Here is a 19177-nt window from a genome sequence, read left to right as displayed (position 1 = left end):
GGCTACTCCCGGTTCTGTTTGAGGTTCTTGTCCATGTCGCGCACCGCTTCGAAAAGCACGGCGGCGCCCATGGCGATGTCGTCATTCTCGGCCCATTCCTCGGCGCAATGGCTGCGGCCTTCCTTGCACGGCACGAAGATCATGGCGGCCGGCGCGACCTTGGCGATCCAGGCTGTGTCGTGACCGGCGCCGGAGGCCATACGGCGATGTTTGGCGCCGACAGTCTTGCAGGCGCGTTCGAGCGTTTCGAGCAGTACCGGAGCGCCCGGCGTCGGCATGTTGTCGGAGACACGCACCGGCGGGTTGATCGTCACGCCATAATCGGCGGCGATGGTCTTCACCTCACCGTCGATCCAGGCCAGGAAATCCTCCATGTCGCTGCGAATTTCGGCGCGGCCGTCGATCAAGAGCACGACCTTGGATGGCACGACATTGGCGGCATTCGGCTCGATGCGGAATTCGCCGACGGTCGCGGCGAAATGGCCCGGCGTTTTCGCCTGCTCCGCCGCGCGTTGACGAATATCGAGGACGAGCTGCGAGGCCGCCACCAGCGCATCTGCACGGCGGTCCATCGGCGTCGTGCCGGCATGATCGGCGCGGCCTTCCACGGTGATTTCGATGCGGGTGATGCCGGCGATCGCGGTGACGATGCCGATATCCTTGTTCTCGGCTTCCAGCACCAGGCCCTGCTCGATATGCAGCTCCAGGAAGCCGGCGAGATCCGGCCGCTTCTGGGAGAGCAGCACGGAGGGATCACCGCCGACTTCGGCAATTCCTTCAGAAAGCGTGCGGTCGCCGCTCACGCGGGAGAGCCACGCCTCGGGGATCTGCCCGGTCATGCCGCGGCTGCCGATGCAGGAGACGCCGAAGATGCTGACTTCTTCGGCGAGGAAATCGACGATTTCCAGATCATGGTCGAGCTCGATGCCGCGATCCTTCAAGGAGCGCGCAACTTCGAGCGCTGCGATCGTGCCGGCAATGCCATCGAAACGGCCCCCGTCGGGCACGGTGTCGGAATGCGAGCCGACAAGGATCGTTCCGAGGCCAGGCTTGGCGCCGGTACGCCGGCCGATCAGATTGCCGGCGGCGTCGATGCGGGTCTCAAGCCCTGCCGCCTTCATCCGTGCTTCGATATAGGCGCGCCCTTCGAGGAAGAGCGGCGAGAAGGCGCGGCGCGTCCACGGGTGGCCCGGATCAGTGATGCCGGCCAGCGCATCGATATCCTCGGCGATACGGTCGGCGTTTACGGGCAGGTTGTGGCGCTTGGTTTCGGTCATCAGGCTGCATCTCCGGCAATGACTTGGCGAGGCAAGGGACGGACAAAGCTGCCGGAGCCGGGTTCGGCCAGCACCTTCTGTCCCTCGGTGATCTGCTTGCCTCTAAGATAGGCGGCGGACACAGTCCAGGGCAGGCGGATGCCGTTATAGGGGCTCCAGCCGACGACGTTATTGCCGCTGGCCGCCGCGTCATAGATCGTTTCGCGCGGTTCCAGAACGACGATATCGGCGTCCTTGCCCGGCGTCAGCGCGCCTTTGATATGGTCGAGGCGGAAATGCTTAGCTGGATTTTCCGCCATCAGCTTCGCCGCCCAGGTCAGCGGCACGCCGCGCTCCAGAGCACCCTTTACGAAGAGCGGCACCATGACCTCCAGTCCCGGCACGCCGGAAGCATTCGCCAGCATATCCGGATTGGTTTTGCGGTTTTCCGACCAGCTGACATGATCGGTCGAGACGAGCCAGACATTGCCCTCCGCCACCTTGCGCCACAAGGTTTCCACTTCGGCGCGGGGGCGGATCGGCGGATTAATTTTCGCCTTGCCGCCGAGGCGCCTCACATCGTTTTCCTCATCGAGCGTCAGGTAATGGATGCAGCACTCGACCGTCGCTTCGAAACCGTCGCGGCGATAGGCGCGGGCTATGTCGTAGCCGCGGCCGAGCGAGCAATGGACGACATGCGCCGGGCAGCCGGTATCTGCGCCCGTCTCGAAGATCGTGTGCATGGCAAGCAGTTCGGTGATTGGCGGGCGGGACAGGCCGTGGGCGCGATAGTCGGTGATGCCGCTCGCCTTCACCTGCTCAATGTAGGTGCGGACAGCTTCGTCATCCTCGTTGTGTACGCCGGCTGTCAGGCCCGTGGGCGCGATGGCGGCAAAGCACGCATCGAGCAGGGCGGGCGGAATGCGCGGGAAACGCTTGGGGTCGGTGCCGAAGGTGGAGAATTTGAAGGCGGAAACACCGGCCTCGACCATCTCGGCGATGCGCGCCGGGCCTTCTTCCGGATCGACCGTGCCATAAAGAGCAAAGTCGACGCGCGATTGCGGCGCGGCATGGTCGATCTTCTTCTTCACCGCCGCTGCCGAGCAGACGAGATTGCCTTCGTCATAGGGCATGTCGACGATGGTGGTGACGCCGCCGGCAGCTGCCGAGCGCGTCGACCAGACGAAATCCTCCTGATCCTTCTGAGAGAGCGAATGCACTTGCGCGTCGATTGCGCCGGGCAGGATCAGTGCCTTGCCGAGCAAATGCCGCTCGCGCGCGGCCGGGGGCACGCCGATGCCGATCTCGGCGATCTTGCCGGCGCGCACGCCGACATAGCCGGCTTCCACGATGCGTCCAGGCAGAACCACAGTGCCTTGCAGAACAAGATCGAAATCGGCCATGTGCATTCCCTCGCTCGTCGGTTGGTTCAGATGGCAATGGTGTCGTGATAAAGCCGCTCTTCGACCCGCTCCAGCGAGCCGAGCGCGAAGAAGTCATCATAGGCGATGATCGGCTTGTGGGCGATCAAGTCAGAGACGAAGGACTCCGAGCCGAGCTCCTCCTCGATCGCCTCGACTTCGGCCGAAAGGGGACGGTCGACGACATAGAAGTCGGCATGCTTGCGCACGACGTCGTAGAGCATGCGCGCCACGCCTTCCGGCTTGTCGCCGAGAATGTCCATTGCCTGTGCCGAAAGTAGGGCCTCAAGGGCGGCCAGACGCTTCAGTGCCCGCATCTGCCGCTCGAAACGTTCGATGACCAGCGGCAGGAAGGCGGCCTCGTCTTCCATTCCCGCCGCAACCACCAGCGACTGCGCCGAGACCGGATTGGACATGGAGAGAACGCGCGAGAAGATCTCGCCGGCGAGCTTGATGATGGGGCCGAAGCCGGTCGCGATCCTGCCTTCGGGCACCAGATTGACGGGCAGGCCGCGCCGCTGGCCGTTGCCGAGCAGGACGCAGCGATTAAAGGCGTTGCGGGCGGCATGGGCCATGCAGATGACGGCCGCTTCTAGAAGCACGGTGACATCGAGCGGAAGAGAGCCGCCCGAGGTCATCACACGGCCATCGACGATGACCGGATTGTCGTCCGAACGGCCGGTCGCGGCCAGAATCTTGTGGCCGGCGGTCAGGAGGTTTTCGATGACGGCGCCAAAGACCTGGGCGATCATGCGCAGGCTCAACGGGTCCTGCACATGGGTGGCGACCGGCCAGGGCCATTCTTCCGAGGCGTTACAGAGCCAGGCACCGATCAGGGCTTCGCGCGCGGTGCCGACATGGCGCACGGAAATCCACGGATCGCGCGAAGCGCCGAGCGCGCCGGCCGCCATCATGCCGGTTGCCAGCAGCACACGGATCGAGGCGGCGGCGTTGCGGGTCGTCTCTGCAGCGGCTGCGAAGCTGACTGCATTGACGCTGAGCGAGGCCAAGCTGTCGCGCGGCATCATCCTGACCGGAGCGATGCCGGCGGCATCGAAGGCATCGGCAGCCTGCATGCGTCGGCCGCGATAGACGGCTTCGCCAACGCCGGTCAGAACCGCGCCGATCTGGCCCATCAGACCGATATCCGCGCAGCCGATCGAGCCCGTGCGCCTGACGACGGGAATGACATCCGAGCTCAAGAGCTGCAGATAGGCTTCGATCAATTCTTGCGAACAACCGACCTGACCGGTGAGAGCCGTATTGACGCGGATCGCCATGGCATTGCGGACGATCGACATGGAGAAGGGGGCGCCTGTGCCGAAATGATGGGCGCGCACGAGACCGAGATTGAAGGCATCGAGATCCTCGGGGGACCATTCGACATCTTTCATGGCTCCGACACCCGTTGTCGAGCCGTAGACCGGCATGCCGGATTGAATGGTGCTTTCGAGAACGTTGCGCGCCAGTCGCACCCGCGCCATGCCGCTTTCCGATGCCGACGGCAGCACCGCCCCCGCGCCGATCCGCACCAGATCGCTGAACCCAAGGGGTTGCCCGGTGAGTTCGATGCCGGCTCTCTGACGCTCCATCTCTGCTGTTCTCCTTTTTTGCAAGGCTATGCGAGCCTTATCGTCAATGGGATATCCCAAATGGCGAACACCTTGATCCGTGCCGGACAGACTGATTTTGGGACGAGTGCGCACATCGCGCAACTCTATGTTTGCGCGCGCATGCGGCTTCCCGCACCGGCCAAGCTATTTTGGCCGGGGCGAGAAAGAAGCATCAGAAAGCTTGGCGATCAGCCAAGATGCCAGGCGATGTAAAGCAGCGTCAGCGCAATCACCCAAAGCGCGAAGCGGCCGGAGCGGCTGTGCTTGGCCTCGGCCTTGCCGATCGCTTCGGCGGTCTGCGGATCGAAGCGCAGGCCGTTTTCGCTCATATGCAGCAGTTCGTGGTGGAATTTTTCGGTCTTGGCCGCAATCTCAGGTGCGGCTTCGGCGAGCTTCACAGCTGCCTTCAAACCATCCTTCAGATCGGTCATGATCCGCTTCGGGCCGAGATTGGTGCGGATCCAGTCGCCGACCACCGGTTCGGATGCTTTCCACATGTTGAAGCGCGGATTGAGCATGCGCGATACGCCCTCGACCACGACCATGGTTTTCTGCAGCATCACCAGCTCGGGCCGCGTTTCCATGTCGAAGAGTTCGGTCACTTCGAAGAGCAGGGTCAGAAGCTTGCCCATGGAGATGGTTTCGGCCGGCTGGCCATGGATCGGCTCGCCGATGGCACGGATGGCCTGCGCAAAACTCTCGGTATTGTGATGGGCAGGTACGTAGCCGGCTTCGAAATGCACTTCGGCCACCCGGACATAATCGCGGGTGATGAAGCCGTACAGGATTTCGGCGAGGAAGCGGCGTTCCTTCTTTCCCAGGCGGCCGACGATGCCCATGTCGACTGCGACGATCATGCCGGTGGGATCGACGAAGAGATTGCCGGGGTGCATGTCGGCATGGAAGAAGCCGTCGCGCAGCGTATGGCGCAGGAAGGACTGGATCAGCGTATCGGCGAGTGCGTTGAGATCGTGTCCGGCGGCCTTCAGTCCCTCGACGTCGGACATCTTCACGCCGTCGATCCACTCCATGGTGATGACGTCGCGGCCGGTACGCTCCCAGTCGACCTTCGGAACGCGGAAGCCGGGATCCTTCTCGGTGTTTTCGGCGATCTCGGAGAGTGCAGCCGCTTCCAGCCGCAGATCCATCTCGACCTTCGTGGTCTGCTCGAGCGTTTTGGTCACTTCCACGGGTCGGAGGCGCCGGCTGGAGGGCATGAACCGCTCCTGCATACCCGCCACGAGATACATTGCCTTGATATCGTTAGAAAAACGCTGGCGCACGCCAGGCCGGACCACCTTGACGGCAACGCGCTTGCGCCCTTCGGCCGTGTGGACCTCTGCCGGATGCACCTGCGCTATCGACGCGGCGGCAATCGGCTCGCCGAAGCTGGCATAGAGATCGTCGATCCGCCGCCCGAGCGACGCCTCGATCGCTGCCGTCGCCATAGTGTGCGGAAAAAAAGCCATCCTGTCCTGAAGCTTCGACAGGTCGTTTGCCATGTCGACGCCGACGACATCGGGTCGAGTCGCCAGGAACTGGCCGATCTTCACATAGGAAGGCCCGAGCCGCTCGACTGCCTGGGCAAGCCGGTCGCTGCGGGCCTGGCTCTTCGCCTTCCGGCGGGCAAAGATGCTGACGAAGGATTTGGCAAGGCTGACGGAGGGCGGCAGCCCTTCCGATGGCAGCGCCATGACCACGCCTTCGCGCACGAGCACCCAGCCGACCCGAACAAGGCCGAAATATGCGCTGAAAGCACTCATATCGTCTCAAGGTCTCGGAACATGGAGGCCAAAAGCCGGATCGGGTGACTGGATATCATGCTTCAGAGCTTCCAGCCGGAGTGCAGCGCGGCAATGCCGCCGGTGTAATTGGTGAAGCTCACGCGCGAGAAGCCGGCCTCGCGGATCATCGTCGCGAAGTCCTGCTGGTTCGGGAACTTGCGGATCGATTCCACTAGATATTGATAGGGCTCGGCATCGCCGGTGATCGCCTTGCCGAACTTCGGAATGGCGTTGAAGGACCAAGCGTCGTAGACGCGGTCGAGCAGCGGCAGATCGACTTCGGAGAATTCGAGCACGAGCAGCCGGCCGCCGCGTTTCAGCACGCGATAGGCTTCCTTCAATGCCACATCGATATGCGGAACGTTGCGGATGCCGAAGGCGATCGTATAGGCGTCGAAGGAATTCGGCTCGAAAGGCAGTTCCTCGGCATTCGCCTCGACGAAAGTGAGATTGTCGGAGAGCTTCTTCTTTTCAGCGCGTTCGGCACCGACGCCGAGCATCGAGCCGTTAATGTCGAGCACCGTCGCGTGCGCCATCCGGTTCGAGGCCTCGACAATACGGAAGGCGATATCGCCCGTGCCGCCGGCAACATCGAGCACCTTGTAGGCGGGATCCTTGCGCGGGTTGAGCGCCGCGACCATCGCATCCTTCCAGGCGCGATGCATGCCCATGGACATGACGTCGTTCATGACGTCGTAGCGCTTGGCGACCTTGTGGAACACCTCGTTGACGAGGCCCTGCTTTTCACCATCGGCTACTTCGCGGAAGCCATAGGATGTTTCCATGCCGCCATCGGCGGAGGTGCGGCTGTCTGCCATCGGCTCAACTCCGTTACATTACAGCGCCGCGCGTCATTTATGGCGCGCAAGGGTCGCTGTAACACTTTAAACTTGCTGCACAATTCTCTCCTTAAATCGATTCCGGTCTAAGGAATTATGCAGTATTCAGCGGCGGACCATAGCGAAATCGCGTTTGCCACGCTATCTCATCAGCCAGATCAACAGCCGCAATGCTTTGGCCTATAGCTCAGATCATAAGCGGTTGAAACATAAAGATGGATAGCCATGCCGGAATTACCAGAGGTCGAAACCGTCAGACGCGGGCTGGCACCTTCCATGGAAGGTGCGGTTCTCAAGGAATTGGAGCTGCGCCGCAACGATCTGCGCTTTCCTTTCCCTGTCGATTTCGCTGAGGCCGCTTCGGGCCGCGGCATCGCGTCGCTGTCGCGCCGTGCCAAATACCTGCTGATCGATCTCGATGATGGCAAGACGATCGTCGCGCATCTCGGCATGTCCGGTTCGTTTCGGGTCGAAGCCGGTCGAGAGGCGCGAACGCCGGGCGAATTCCATCATCCCCGTTCCAAGGACGAGAAGCACGATCATGTGGTCTTCCATCTGGCGAGCGCTGGCGGTGATGCACGCGTCATCTATAACGACCCACGTCGCTTTGGCTTCATGGACATGGTCAGGCGGACCGAGATGGCCAGCCATCCCTTCTTCCGCGATCTCGGGCCGGAACCCACGGGTAATGAACTCGATGCCGATTATCTGGCTAAGCGTTTCGCCGGCAAGGCGCAGCCGCTGAAGAGCGCGCTGCTGGACCAGAAGAACATCGCCGGTCTCGGCAATATATATGTGTGCGAGGCGCTGTGGCGCTCTCACCTGTCGCCGTTGCGTGCCGCCGGCACACTGGTTATGGATACCGGCAAACCGACCGAAGCGCTGCTGGCGCTGGTCGAGGCGATCCGCGAGGTCATTGCCGATGCGATAGCCGCAGGCGGTTCGTCGTTGCGCGATCATATCCAGACGGACGGTTCGCTCGGCTATTTCCAGCATTCCTTTTCCGTCTATGATCGTGAAAGCCAGCCTTGCAGTACGCCCGGTTGCGGCGGTACGGTCAGTCGCATCGTCCAGGCGGGGCGCTCTTCTTTCTACTGCGCTTCCTGCCAAGGCTGATTGAAGGTCCAAAGCTGGTAAAAGGGAGAGAGACGTGGCTTACGAAACCCTCATCGTCGAAACACATGGGGCCGTCGGTCTCATCAGGATCAATCGGCCGCAGGCGCTGAATGCGCTGAATTCAACGGTCCTCTCCGAATTAAAGCAGGCCTATGCCGCTTTTCATCTCGATGATGCCATCGGCGCGATCGTGCTCACCGGCTCGGAAAAGGCCTTTGCCGCCGGCGCCGACATCAAGGAAATGCAGTCGCTCGATTTCGTCGACGCTTACAAGAATGACTTCTTCAGCGGCTGGGCCGAGATCGCCAATGCCCGCAAGCCCGTTATCGCGGCGGTCAGCGGCTTCGCGCTCGGCGGCGGCTGCGAGGTGGCGATGATGTGCGATTTCATCATCGCCTCGGAGACCGCCAAATTCGGCCAGCCGGAAATCACGCTCGGCGTCATCCCTGGCATGGGCGGCTCACAGCGACTCACGCGCGCGGTCGGCAAGGCGAAGGCGATGGACCTGGTATTGACCGGTCGCATGATGGATGCGGCAGAGGCGGAACGTTCCGGCCTCGTGGCGCGCGTCGTGCCGGCGGACAAGCTCTTGGACGAAGCGCTGGCCGCCGCCGCCAAGATCGCATCGCTATCGCGGCCCTCGGTGCTGATGGCCAAGGAAGCGGTCAACCGCGCTTTCGAAACCACGCTTGAGGAAGGGTTGCGTTTCGAGCGCCGCCTGTTCCATAGCCTGTTTGCCACAGAGGATCAGAAGGAGGGCATGGCGGCCTTCGTTGAGAAGCGCAAGCCGTCCTTCAAGAACCGCTAAGGGTCGGGATTCAGGAATTACGCGGGTTTGGCGAGAATCCGCGTTGACGCCGCGGCTCATTCCGGTTATATGCCCGCCACAGTTTGGAAAGCCGCTCTGGTTTTCCGCAATTGCTCCCGCATTGCTGGATGAAGTGGCCATGGGGCCCGCGCCGCAAGGATGGAGTTTTGTTCGAATTCTAAGAGAGGCATACATGGCCAATACTACCTCGGCGAAAAAAGCGACCCGCAAGATCGCCCGCCGCACCGATGTCAACAAGGCTCGTCGCTCGCGCGTTCGCACGTTCGTTCGCCAGGTCGAAGAAGCCATCGCATCGGGTGATGCAGATCGCGCAAAGGCAGCTTTCGTTGCTGCTCAGCCGGAACTGGCTCGCGCAGCCACCAAGGGCGTGCTTCACGCCAACACCGCTTCCCGCAAGGTTTCGCGTCTTGCCAAGCGTGTGAAGGCCCTTTCGGCCCCGACTGTATAATCTTTCGTTAACGATTTAATCGTTAGAGTTAAGCCCGGCCCTCGCGCCGGGCTTTTTGGATTCGGCCAAAAAAATGCCGCATTGCCAAAAATGGCCGGTCGATCATGTCATTGACGTGACAGAAATATACCTTTGGAAACAAAGGGTTGCGGCAGGATATCCCAGCGCTGGGTGATCTGCATGACGCATTGCCGGCTCACAACTGAGTCAAGGGATTTTTTATTTTTTTTCTTTTGAAAGCTGTGGGAATCGCGTTCGACAGGAATCTCTTTGATTCAACAGCGATTCTTTTTTGAAGGGCTTGTGACAGTCAAAAATGGCCTCCGGAGTCAATGGCCGCCTCTTAATTTTGTGTAAAATTCATCGTTGATATCTGCCTTCGATCCTGCCTAAATGGATTTCAACAAGGGGCGCGGATCTCACCTTAAACGGCTTCGGCAAACACCGTCACGTATGGCGGTGGAGGTGGTTTTGTCTCTTGTGACGGAGCAGTTCAGTTCCGTTTTTTCAAACAGTTGACGAGTAAGAACCGGAAGCGGCGACGCTTGCGGAACGAGGAAGCTTGTCTGTCCTTTGCGGCCCAAATCATTGGCGTGGCTGCGGGGAGGGGAGAAAAATTGACAGCCATTGGAGCGGTCAGTCGGAATACGAGGGCCGATTGATGCTCCGGTTACAGACGCCGAGACGAAGGCTGCTTTAAAGAGCGGTTTTTGCCACAGTGTTCCTGTAAAGCCCGCAGGCCGGGCGTGGCTGATGAACCGGTATGCGGCGCAGCTTGGACAACGAGCGTGACCGTCATGCCATGGCGAAGAACCAAGGGCGGCAGTGATGTGCTCCCGCCCTATAAAGAGACTGTGGAAGGCGGCACTATATGCAGATACATACGAGGGCGACGGGTGCGTTGGAAAATGGGGACAATGCGCAGGCGTTCGGTGCGGTTTGCTTAGAAGCGGCGGGGGAAAAGGGTGACGTGGCGCAAAGTAACTTGTTCGAGCGCGTCAGCGCGCGCTTGAAGGCTCAGGTCGGACCCGATGTCTATGCCAGCTGGTTTGCGCGGCTCAAGCTTCATTCGGTATCGAAGAGCGTCGTTCGCCTCACGGTCCCGACGACATTTCTGAAGTCCTGGATCAACAATCGCTATCTCGATCTCATCACCAGCCTGTTCCAGGCTGAGGATGCCGAGATCCTCAAAGTCGAAATTCTGGTGCGCACCGCGACCCGGCAGGGCGCGAAGCCATGCGCCGATGAGCAGCCGGCGGTGCCGGATCAAACGGCTGTCGCGCCGATCCGTCGCGCCGTCGCTCAGCCGGCGGGCCAGGTCGTCGCCCAGGCCGTGAGCGCGGCTGCGGCTGCGCGGCCTGCAACGGCCGGTGCGCCGCTTTTCGGGTCTCCGCTCGATTCCCGCTTTACCTTCGATACGTTCGTCGAAGGCAGCTCGAACCGCGTCAGCCTTGCCGCGGCAAAGACCATCGCCGAAGCCGGCTCCGGCGCCGTGCGTTTCAATCCGCTCTTCGTCCATGCGACCGTTGGTCTCGGCAAGACGCATCTGCTGCAGGCGATCGCCAATGCAGCGGTGCAGAACCCGCGCGGCCTGCGTGTCGTCTATCTGACGGCGGAATACTTCATGTGGCGCTTCGCAACCGCTATCCGCGATAATGACGCGCTGACGCTGAAGGACTCGCTGCGCAATATCGACCTGCTCATCATCGACGACATGCAGTTCCTGCAGGGCAAGATGATCCAGCACGAGTTCTGCCATCTGTTGAACATGCTGCTCGACAGCGCCAAGCAGGTCGTCGTTGCTGCCGATCGCGCTCCCTGGGAGCTGGAATCGCTCGATCCCCGCGTTCGTTCGCGCCTGCAGGGCGGTGTAGCGATCGAAGTCGAGGCGCCGGACTATGAAATGCGCCTTGAGATCCTCAAGCGCCGTCTCGATGCTGCCCGTCAGGATGATCCGTCGCTGGAAATCCCGGCCGAAATCCTCTCGCATGTCGCCCGCAATGTCACCGCCAGCGGCCGCGAGCTGGAAGGAGCCTTCAACCAGCTTATCTTCCGCCGCTCCTTTGAGCCGAACCTGACGGTCGAGCGCGTCGACGAGCTGCTGGCGCATCTGGTCGGCTCCGGCGAGCCGCGCCGCGTCCGCATCGAGGACATCCAGCGCATCGTCGCCCGCCACTACAATGTGTCGCGCCAGGAACTGGTTTCGAACCGCCGCACGCGCGTCATTGTAAAGCCACGCCAGATCGCCATGTACCTGTCGAAGACGCTGACGCCGCGTTCCTTTCCGGAAATCGGCCGTCGCTTCGGTGGCCGCGATCACACCACCGTTCTGCATGCGGTGCGCAAGATCGAGGAACTGATCGCCGGCGACAGCAAGCTGTCGCACGAGATCGAGCTGCTGAAGCGCCTCATCAACGAGTAAGCCGAGCGATCGGCATTCACCACATAGTCTACGGCCGGCTTGATCGCCGGCCGTTTCTTTTTGCGCTCCAAGCGCACTTTAGGTCGGCGGCGTCGTGCGCGATACCTCTGAAAATAACCAGGCGCGCAGGGCCGCGACGGCCGGCCTTTCCAGCGCACCCGGCTGATAGACGAGATGATAGGCAAGCGCGCTCGCAAATCCGGTCGGGAAAGGCGCAACGAGCGTGCCCTCAGCCAGCTCCTGCTCCACGAAGGACCGGCGCATCAGCGCGATGCCGAGGCCTGCCTTCATGGCGTGATAAGCGCCCATGCCATCGGTGAAGACCGGTCCGTGCATGGCATCCACCCGCGTGGCGCCGACCGCCTTCAGCCAGAGCTCCCAGTCGCGCCGATAGACATCGTGGATCAGCGTCAGGCCGGCCAAGTCATCGACAGCGGGAGAGGGGCCAAGCGCCGCTGCCATTTCCGGCGTGCAGACCGGAACATATTCGTCATCGAGAAATCTCTCGCTTGCCAGGCCCTCGTAACCGCCGAGGCCGTGGCGAATGGCAATGTCGATCCCATCCCGCTGGAAATCCATCATGCGATAGGAAGCGCTGATGCGCAGGTCGATATCGGGATGGGCCTCCTCGAAGCGCCGCAGCCGCGGCACCAGCCAGTGCGTGGCAAAGCCGGCAGTGCAGGTAAGGGTCAGCACCGTATCCTTGGCGCGCATCGCCAAGGCCGCTGTCGCCTCGCGGATGAGGCGGAAGGCCGTTCGCATTGTCGCGAAATACTCGGCGCCTTCACTCGTTAGCGCCAGGCTGCGGGCTCGCCGCTCGAAAAGTCGTACCCCGAGGCTGCTTTCGAGGTCGCGGATCTGCAGGCTGATGGCGCCTGGCGTCACATGCAGCTCGCTTGCAGCCAGCGTCATGCTGAGATGCCGGGCGGAGGCCTCGAAGGCGCGCAGCGCCGAAAGGGATGGCAGTTGATCCATGATGATTGAGCTCAGCTAAACCATAATTCGAAAAAGACTCGTTTGCCAGAGCCTCCATATAGCGCGATTATTCCAGCAATTACGGTGGTTGGCAATCATGTCGCGATTGGCAACAAATAAGTAAAACTCAATCAGCGCTGGAGATGATCAGATGGCACAGAAATCCATGGGCGCGGTCGAATGGAGCATGCTGGTGGGGCTATCCATCCTATGGGGCGGCTCCTTCCTGTTCAACGGCATTCTGGTGCGTGAGCTGCCGCCCTTCACCATCGTCACGGCGCGCGTCGCACTCGCCGCCATTGCTCTGCATGTCATCGTGCGTGCCACCGGACATGCGATGCCGAAAGACCGTCAGACCTGGCTCGCCTTCTTTGGCATGGGCTTCCTTAACAATGTCATTCCCTTCCTGCTGATCGTCTGGGGGCAAACCCATATCGCCAGCGGGCTTGCATCCATCCTCAATGCCACCACGCCGCTCTTTGCCGTGGTCGTCGCCCATTTCCTGACGGAGGATGAGAAGATGACCGGCAACCGCCTGCTCGGCGTCATCGTCGGCTTTGTCGGCGTGGCCCTGATGATCGGCCCCTCGGTGCTGACGAGCCTCGGTTCCAACGTGTTGGCGCAGCTGGCTGTGTTGGGCGCTGCTTTCAGCTACTCACTCGCCGGTATTTTCGGGCGGCGCTTCCGCCGCATGGGGCTGGCACCGATCATTCCGGCCGCCGGTCAGGTTACGGGCTCGGCGATAATGCTGCTGCCAATCGCGCTCTTGGTCGATCGCCCGTGGACGCTGGCAATGCCGTCCACCGAGACTTGGGCGGCGCTGGCCGGCCTGGCCATCCTGTCGACCGCCATCGCCTATGTGCTGTTCTTCCGCATCCTGGCGACGGCCGGCGCCACCAATCTGATGCTGGTGACTTTCCTGATCCCTGTCAGCGCCATACTGCTCGGCGCGCTCATTCTCGGCGAAAGCCTGCAGCCGAAGCATTTCATCGGCATGGCACTGATCGCGGTGGGTCTGGCGGCAATCGATGGCCGCCTCTTCACCCTTCCCTCGAGGGTAGGGCCATTGCATATGAAATAGAAGGTGCCCCTCACCCCAGCCCTCTCCCCGTTTTGACGGGGAGAGGGGGCGATCTCATCAACTCCCTTCGCCCCGCGTGCGGGGAGAAGGTGGACTCGAACAGTTGAGCGAAGCGAACTGTGAGAGGACGGATGAGGGGCTAATCTGTCCATATGCGATTACCCTTCCCTTGAGGGGGAGGGTCGGCACGTAGTGCCGGGGGTGGGGCGATCTCGTCAACAGCCGAGTCATCATCTCACATGCGGGATCACCCCCATCCGCCGCTTCGTGGCGCCCCTCTCCAGGAGAAAGTGGTCAGCAGGCGAGATCGGCGACGACCGAGTCGAGCACCAGCATTCCCGCCGGCGTGCAGCGCAGGCGGGAATTGCCGATCCGCTCTATGAAACCGTGTTCCAGTAAAAACGCCTCGCGTTGCGGGTCGGGATCGCGGCCGGAAAGCTGCTGCCAGCGGGCGAGATCGACGCCCTCCCGCAGCCGCAGGCCCATCAGCAGCAATTCGTCGGCCTGTTCATCAAACCCAAGCATTTCCTGGTCGACCATGCCGTGCCCGTCCCGCTCCACCATCTCGAGCCAGCTCTCAGGCTTGCGCTCGGTCGCGGTCGCCAGCTTCTGCGGGCCTCTGGTAAGGCGGCCGTGGGCGCCGGGGCCGATGCCTGCATAGTCTCCGTAGCGCCAATAGGTGAGATTGTGCCGGCTCTCGGCGCCGGGGCGCGCGTGATTGGAGACCTCATAGGCCGGCATGCCCTCGCGCTCGGTGATTTCCTGCGTCGCTTCATAAAGCAGCGCCGACTGATCGCCATCGGGCACGATCAGCTTTCCGGCCTTGTGAAGGCCGTAGAAGGGCGTGCCTTCCTCGATCGTCAGCTGATAGAGCGAGAGGTGATCGACCGCATAGGAGATTGCCTCTTTTAGCTCGCGCTCCCATTCCTCGACGGTCTGGTTCGGGCGAGCATAGATGAGGTCGAAGGACATACGCGGAAAGATCTCGCGCGCCAGCCTGATCGCCTTCAGCGCATCCTCGACATTGTGCAGACGTCCGAGGAATTTCAGGTCGCGGTCGTTCAGCGCCTGTACGCCCATCGATACGCGATTGACGCCGGCAGCGCGATAGCCGCGAAAGCGCTCGGCCTCGACGCTCGATGGATTGGCCTCCATGGTGATCTCGATGCCGTCAGGCACATGCCATGTCCTAGCAATGCCATCGAGCACCGCGCCCACCGTTTCGGGCTTCATCAGCGACGGCGTGCCGCCGCCGAGGAAGACGCTTGTCACTGTCTTCGGGCCGCTGATCATGCGCATCGTCGCCATTTCCTTCAGAAAGGCGGCGGCAAAGCGCTCCTGATCGACAGGCTGATGGCGGACATGGCTGTTGAAATCGCAGTAGGGACACTTGGCCGCGCAAAAGGGCCAATGCACATAAACGCCGAAACCGGGTTCGCCGGTATCGGGCAGCAATTGCGCCCCGTGCATCAGATCTTGTGTGTCCACGATTTCCACCGGATTAGCTTACGCCTCCAGGCAGGTTTCGACAAAGATCTTGAAGGCGCGGGCGCGGTGCGACAGCGCCTGCTCGTCGCCGGGCTTCCAGCCGTGCTTTTGCTCGGCGCTCATTTCGCCGAATGTGGTCTGGTATCCCTCCGGCTGGAAGACCGGGTCGTAGCCGAAGCCCTGGCTGCCGCGCGGCGGCCAGACGACCGTGCCTTCCACTTCGCCGCGGAAAAGCTCGGTATGTCCATCCGGCCAAGCAAGGCAGAGCACGCTGACGAAGCGGGCCGTGCGGCTCTCCGGCGTGGAGGCGCCGGCCTTCTCCAGGGCGGTTTCGACCTTCCGCATGGCCATGACGAAGTCACGTGTCCCGTCAGCCGTCTCCGCCCAGTTGGCTGTGTAGACGCCGGGATCGCCGCCGAGTGCATCGATAACCAGACCGGAATCGTCCGAGAGTGCCGGCAGGCCGGAGGCATTGGCGGAGGCCAGCGCCTTGATCGTCGCATTTTCTTCGAAGGTCGTGCCCGTTTCGTCCGGTTCGATGAAGTTGAGATCGGCGGCGGACTTGGCGGTAAAGCCGAGCGGCCCGATCAGATCGCGGATTTCCTGGATCTTGCCGGCATTGTGGCTGGCGACGACGATAGTCTTAGTATCGAGCTTGCGCATGTGCTGTCCTGTCATAGGCCCCAGATGCGGGGTTCGGCGCATTCCAGACTGTTGCCGGCCGGATCGCGGAAATAGATCGAACGGCCGCCATTCGGCCAGTGAAAATCGGCTTCGATATCGACACCGGCAGCCTTCAGCCTCTCGGCCATGGCCTCGATATCGTTGCCATCGACACGGAAGCAAACGTGACCATGACCCTTAGTCCCATGCGGCGGCACGGGCAGGGCGCCCGGCTCGTGCGGCTTGACCGTTTCTTCACTGTTGAAGATCAGGAGCACACCCGGCCCGCAGCGATAGAAGACGTGGCGGTTGCCGCCTCGCGATATCTTCTTCAACCCGAGTACGCCGCTATAAAAGGCTTCGGCGGCATCGAGATCGTCTGCATAGAGGGCAGTTTCAAGAACGCCTGTGAGTGTCGCATTGCTCAACGGATTAGCCCCTCACCCTCTCCCCGCTGGCGGGGCGAGGGAACGACCTCATATATGGGCGCCTCCCGATTCCCGCGAAGCTGAGAGATGACGGCAGGTGCGCCTTGCCCCTTCTCCCCGTCTCGACGGGGAGAAGGTGGCCGCCCTTCGATAAACTCAGGGACCGGATGAGGGGCAGGCTGCACGCTCCGCATTCGTTGATATCCTCAGGCGATGGCCTGCTTCTGCAGCTCCACCAGTTCGGCAATGCCGTTTTTGGCCAGATGCATCAGCGTGGCGAATTCTTCTTCGCTGAAGGGGGCGCCTTCAGCCGTTCCCTGAATCTCGACGATGCCGCCCTTGCCGGTCATGACGAAATTGGCATCGGTCTCCGCCGACGAATCCTCAAGATAGTCGAGATCGATGACGGGCTGATCGGCAAAGATACCGCAGGAGATAGCGGCGATGTGATCTTTCAGCACGCGCTCGACCTTGACCATGTTGCGGCTTTCCATCCACTTCAGGCAGTCATAGAGCGCGATCCAGCCGCCGGTGATCGAGGCCGTGCGCGTGCCGCCATCGGCCTGGATGACGTCGCAGTCGACGGTGATCTGGCGCTCGCCCAATTCCTTGAGGTCGACGACAGCGCGCAGCGAACGGCCGATGAGGCGCTGGATTTCCTGCGTGCGGCCGCCCTGCTTGCCGGCGGCTGCTTCGCGCTTCATGCGCTCGCCTGTCGCGCGCGGCAGCATGCCGTATTCCGCCGTGACCCAGCCTTTGCCGCTGTTGCGCAGCCATGGCGGCGTCTTGTCTTCCAGGCTTGCCGTGCAGAGCACATGCGTATCGCCGAATTTCACCAGGCAGGAGCCTTCCGCATGCTTGGAAAAATTGCGCTCGAACGACACCTTGCGCATCTGGTCGGTTTTTCTGCCTGAAGGCCGCATTCCACTCTCCTGAATGTTCGTTGACCGCTTCTACGACCCGCAGGCCGCTTTTGCAAAGGAAAAGCAGGCCGCAAAGACGCTCAGCGGCGACGGCGACATTTTTCCCTTTTGCCATTGCTAACTGAATGATTATATTTTGCCTAAGGCTCAACGGAATGGATCTGACAGCGAAATGGTATTCACGACATCGTCGGTCTCGGATGTCATTGCTGCACTGGACGAACGCTCCAAGGAAATCTTCCGCCGCATCGTCGAAGGCTATCTCGAAAACGGCGAGCCGCTGGGTTCGCGCAATCTCTCGCGCCTGCTGCCCATGTCGCTGTCGCCGGCTTCAGTGCGCAATGTCATGAGCGATCTGGAAGAACTCGGGCTCATCTACTCGCCGCATGTCAGCGCCGGGCGATTGCCGACCCAGGTCGGCCTGCGCTTCTTCGTCGATGCCTTCATGCAGGTCGGCGATCTCTCCGCCGAGGATCGGGCCAATATCGATCGGCAGGTGCGCGGCAGCAATCGCGATCAGCCGGTGGAATCGATGATGTCGGAGGCAAGCCGGGTACTGTCGGGCATTTCGCGCGGCGCCGGTCTCGTCATCACCTCCAAGAGCGATCCCGTTCTCAAGCATGTGGAATTCATCCGGCTGGAGCCGACCAAGGCGCTCGCCGTGCTCGTCGGCGAGCACGATCAGGTCGAAAACCGCATCATCGAGCTACCGGCCGGCACGACCTCGTCGCAGCTGACGGAAGCCGCCAACTTCCTCAACGCCCATATGACCGGCCAGACGATGCCGGAATTGCGGCGGCAATTGCAGAGCCTCAAGGAAAGCGTGCGCCAGGAGCTGGACAGCCTGTCACATCAGCTGGTTGAGCGCGGTATTGCCGTATGGTCCGGTGGCGATGACGACGGCAAGCCGACACAGCTCATCGTGCGTGGCCACTCCAACCTGCTGGCCGAAATCGGCGGCGCGGAGGATCTGGATCGCCTGCGCCTCCTCTTCGATGATCTCGAAAAGAAGGACAGCCTCATCGAGATCCTCAATCTTGCCGAAAGCGGACCGGGCGTGCGCATCTTCATCGGCTCGGAAAACAAGCTCTTCTCACTGTCCGGCTCCTCGCTCATCGTCGCACCCTATCGCGACGAGGACGATCGCATCGTCGGCGCGGTCGGCGTTATCGGCCCGACGCGGCTGAATTATGCGCGCATCGTGCCCATGGTCGATTATACCGCTCAGCTGATTTCGCGGCTGTCCCGGCCTGGAATCTGAGGAGCGGATTTAGCTGCTGCGGTCAATCGGGAAGCAAAGTTCCAGATCCGCCCATCTCGGCTGGAAAGTCCTTCTGCTTTGGCAGCCCGTCTCTCAGATGCAGCACTGTCGTCTCGTAGTTGACATGCATGCCAGGCTGAAAATCGAGGTCGGGAAGGACCGCTGCATAGACGTCCGTGACGCCCCACGGCGGATGCTCGGTCAAAAGATGGCCGCCGCAGAGCGTGCACCACTTGCGCACGCTCTTTTCGGTTTTCTGATAACTGCCGATTTTGTCCGCGCCCTTGGTGATGTGAACGGCTTCCGGCGGCCAGAGCGAGAAGGCATTGACCGGCCCTGCCGACCATTCCCGACAGGAGTCGCAATGACAGTAACCCATCGCCATTGGCTCGCCATCGACTGCGATTTCCACCGCGCCACAGAAACACTTGCCTGAAAGGGATTTGCCGTTAGACATTGATGTCACCTCACGCTGTGCTGAGATGCAGTTCAGCATACCACCAGGAAGGAGGGCCGAACAGTCGACGTCTTGAACAGCGTCCGGGAGGGCGAGCCGTATTGCCGCCGCCGCAAAGCCAGGATTTGGCTGTTCTTCTCGACAAAGCCTTGATTTTTTCCGGCCAAACCTCG

Annotated in this window: 17 protein-coding genes; 6 read left to right on the top strand and 11 right to left on the bottom strand. The window is 61.5% G+C overall.

The window, feature by feature from the left end:
• Positions 1-2: 2 nt before the first annotated feature.
• The 5 genes from GDN47_RS16520 to ubiE form a co-directional block, all read right to left on the bottom strand.
• The gene (locus tag GDN47_RS16520) at positions 3-1277 is read right to left on the bottom strand and encodes a Zn-dependent hydrolase (RefSeq protein ID WP_152093789.1); all 1275 of its coding nucleotides are present in this window, start codon (positions 1275-1277) and stop codon (positions 3-5) included.
• Positions 1277-2659 carry a hydantoin-5-propionate amidohydrolase gene (gene ertD / locus GDN47_RS16515; RefSeq protein ID WP_152093788.1) on the bottom strand — a complete coding sequence of 461 codons (1383 nt, stop codon included), beginning with the start codon at positions 2657-2659 and terminating at the stop codon, positions 1277-1279. Before ertD ends, GDN47_RS16520 begins: the two co-directional genes overlap by 1 nt.
• Positions 2660-2685: 26 nt before the next feature.
• Positions 2686-4269: an aromatic amino acid lyase gene (locus tag GDN47_RS16510; protein WP_152093787.1), complete on the bottom strand. Its 1584-nt coding sequence runs from the start codon at positions 4267-4269 to the stop codon at positions 2686-2688.
• 209 nt (positions 4270-4478) lie between these two features.
• Complete coding sequence (gene ubiB / locus GDN47_RS16505) at positions 4479-6053, bottom strand: 2-polyprenylphenol 6-hydroxylase (protein ID WP_113351336.1); 1575 nt, start codon at positions 6051-6053, stop codon at positions 4479-4481.
• Positions 6054-6115: 62 nt separating this feature from the next.
• Positions 6116-6892, bottom strand: coding sequence for a bifunctional demethylmenaquinone methyltransferase/2-methoxy-6-polyprenyl-1,4-benzoquinol methylase UbiE (gene ubiE, locus GDN47_RS16500; protein WP_152093786.1), 777 nt, complete (start codon positions 6890-6892; stop codon positions 6116-6118).
• 246 nt (positions 6893-7138) lie between these two features.
• Here ubiE and mutM point away from each other — a divergent pair, with 246 nt between their 5' ends.
• The 4 genes from mutM (at position 7139) to dnaA (ending at position 11728) form a co-directional block, all read left to right on the top strand.
• Positions 7139-8029, top strand: a complete 891-nt coding sequence (gene mutM / locus GDN47_RS16495) for a bifunctional DNA-formamidopyrimidine glycosylase/DNA-(apurinic or apyrimidinic site) lyase (RefSeq protein ID WP_152093785.1) — start codon at positions 7139-7141, stop codon at positions 8027-8029.
• 34 nt (positions 8030-8063) lie between these two features.
• Positions 8064-8837, top strand: a complete 774-nt coding sequence (locus GDN47_RS16490) for an enoyl-CoA hydratase (RefSeq protein WP_113329969.1) — start codon at positions 8064-8066, stop codon at positions 8835-8837.
• A 193-nt stretch (positions 8838-9030) separates the two neighbouring features.
• The gene (gene rpsT / locus GDN47_RS16485) at positions 9031-9306 is read left to right on the top strand and encodes a 30S ribosomal protein S20 (protein WP_152093784.1); all 276 of its coding nucleotides are present in this window, start codon (positions 9031-9033) and stop codon (positions 9304-9306) included.
• A gap of 871 nt (positions 9307-10177) precedes the next feature.
• Entirely contained in the window at positions 10178-11728 is a 1551-nt protein-coding gene (dnaA, locus tag GDN47_RS16480; protein WP_069611125.1) for a chromosomal replication initiator protein DnaA, read from the top strand.
• 78 nt (positions 11729-11806) lie between these two features.
• Here the strand turns inward: dnaA and gcvA are convergent, their stop codons facing one another.
• The gene (gcvA, locus tag GDN47_RS16475; protein WP_173002501.1) at positions 11807-12703 is read right to left on the bottom strand and encodes a transcriptional regulator GcvA; all 897 of its coding nucleotides are present in this window, start codon (positions 12701-12703) and stop codon (positions 11807-11809) included.
• A gap of 151 nt (positions 12704-12854) precedes the next feature.
• Between gcvA and GDN47_RS16470 the strand changes: the two genes are divergently transcribed.
• Complete coding sequence (locus GDN47_RS16470; protein ID WP_152093782.1) at positions 12855-13784, top strand: DMT family transporter; 930 nt, start codon at positions 12855-12857, stop codon at positions 13782-13784.
• Positions 13785-14078: 294 nt separating this feature from the next.
• Here the strand turns inward: GDN47_RS16470 and hemW are convergent, their stop codons facing one another.
• The 4 genes from hemW to rph form a co-directional block, all read right to left on the bottom strand.
• Complete coding sequence (gene hemW, locus GDN47_RS16465; protein ID WP_152093883.1) at positions 14079-15254, bottom strand: radical SAM family heme chaperone HemW; 1176 nt, start codon at positions 15252-15254, stop codon at positions 14079-14081.
• Positions 15255-15290: 36 nt separating this feature from the next.
• Positions 15291-15935: an RdgB/HAM1 family non-canonical purine NTP pyrophosphatase gene (gene rdgB / locus GDN47_RS16460; protein ID WP_152093781.1), complete on the bottom strand. Its 645-nt coding sequence runs from the start codon at positions 15933-15935 to the stop codon at positions 15291-15293.
• A gap of 11 nt (positions 15936-15946) precedes the next feature.
• Positions 15947-16363, bottom strand: a complete 417-nt coding sequence (locus tag GDN47_RS16455; RefSeq protein WP_113351328.1) for a VOC family protein — start codon at positions 16361-16363, stop codon at positions 15947-15949.
• Positions 16364-16569: 206 nt separating this feature from the next.
• A complete protein-coding gene (rph, locus tag GDN47_RS16450) occupies positions 16570-17286 on the bottom strand; it encodes a ribonuclease PH (protein WP_015338597.1) in 717 nt (238 codons plus the stop codon).
• A gap of 172 nt (positions 17287-17458) precedes the next feature.
• On the opposite strand from rph, the gene hrcA reads away from it, so the two are divergent.
• Positions 17459-18547, top strand: a complete 1089-nt coding sequence (gene hrcA, locus GDN47_RS16445; protein ID WP_152093780.1) for a heat-inducible transcriptional repressor HrcA — start codon at positions 17459-17461, stop codon at positions 18545-18547.
• Between the two features lie 22 nt (positions 18548-18569).
• Here hrcA and GDN47_RS16440 read toward each other — a convergent pair whose 3' ends face one another.
• Complete coding sequence (locus GDN47_RS16440) at positions 18570-19004, bottom strand: GFA family protein (protein ID WP_152093779.1); 435 nt, start codon at positions 19002-19004, stop codon at positions 18570-18572.
• Positions 19005-19177: the final 173 nt, after the last annotated feature.

The sequence above is a fragment of the Martinezella dioscoreae genome (genome assembly GCF_009176305.1).
Lineage (GTDB): Bacteria > Pseudomonadota > Alphaproteobacteria > Rhizobiales > Rhizobiaceae > Rhizobium > Rhizobium dioscoreae.
This window is presented reverse-complemented; position numbering and strand designations above follow the sequence as displayed.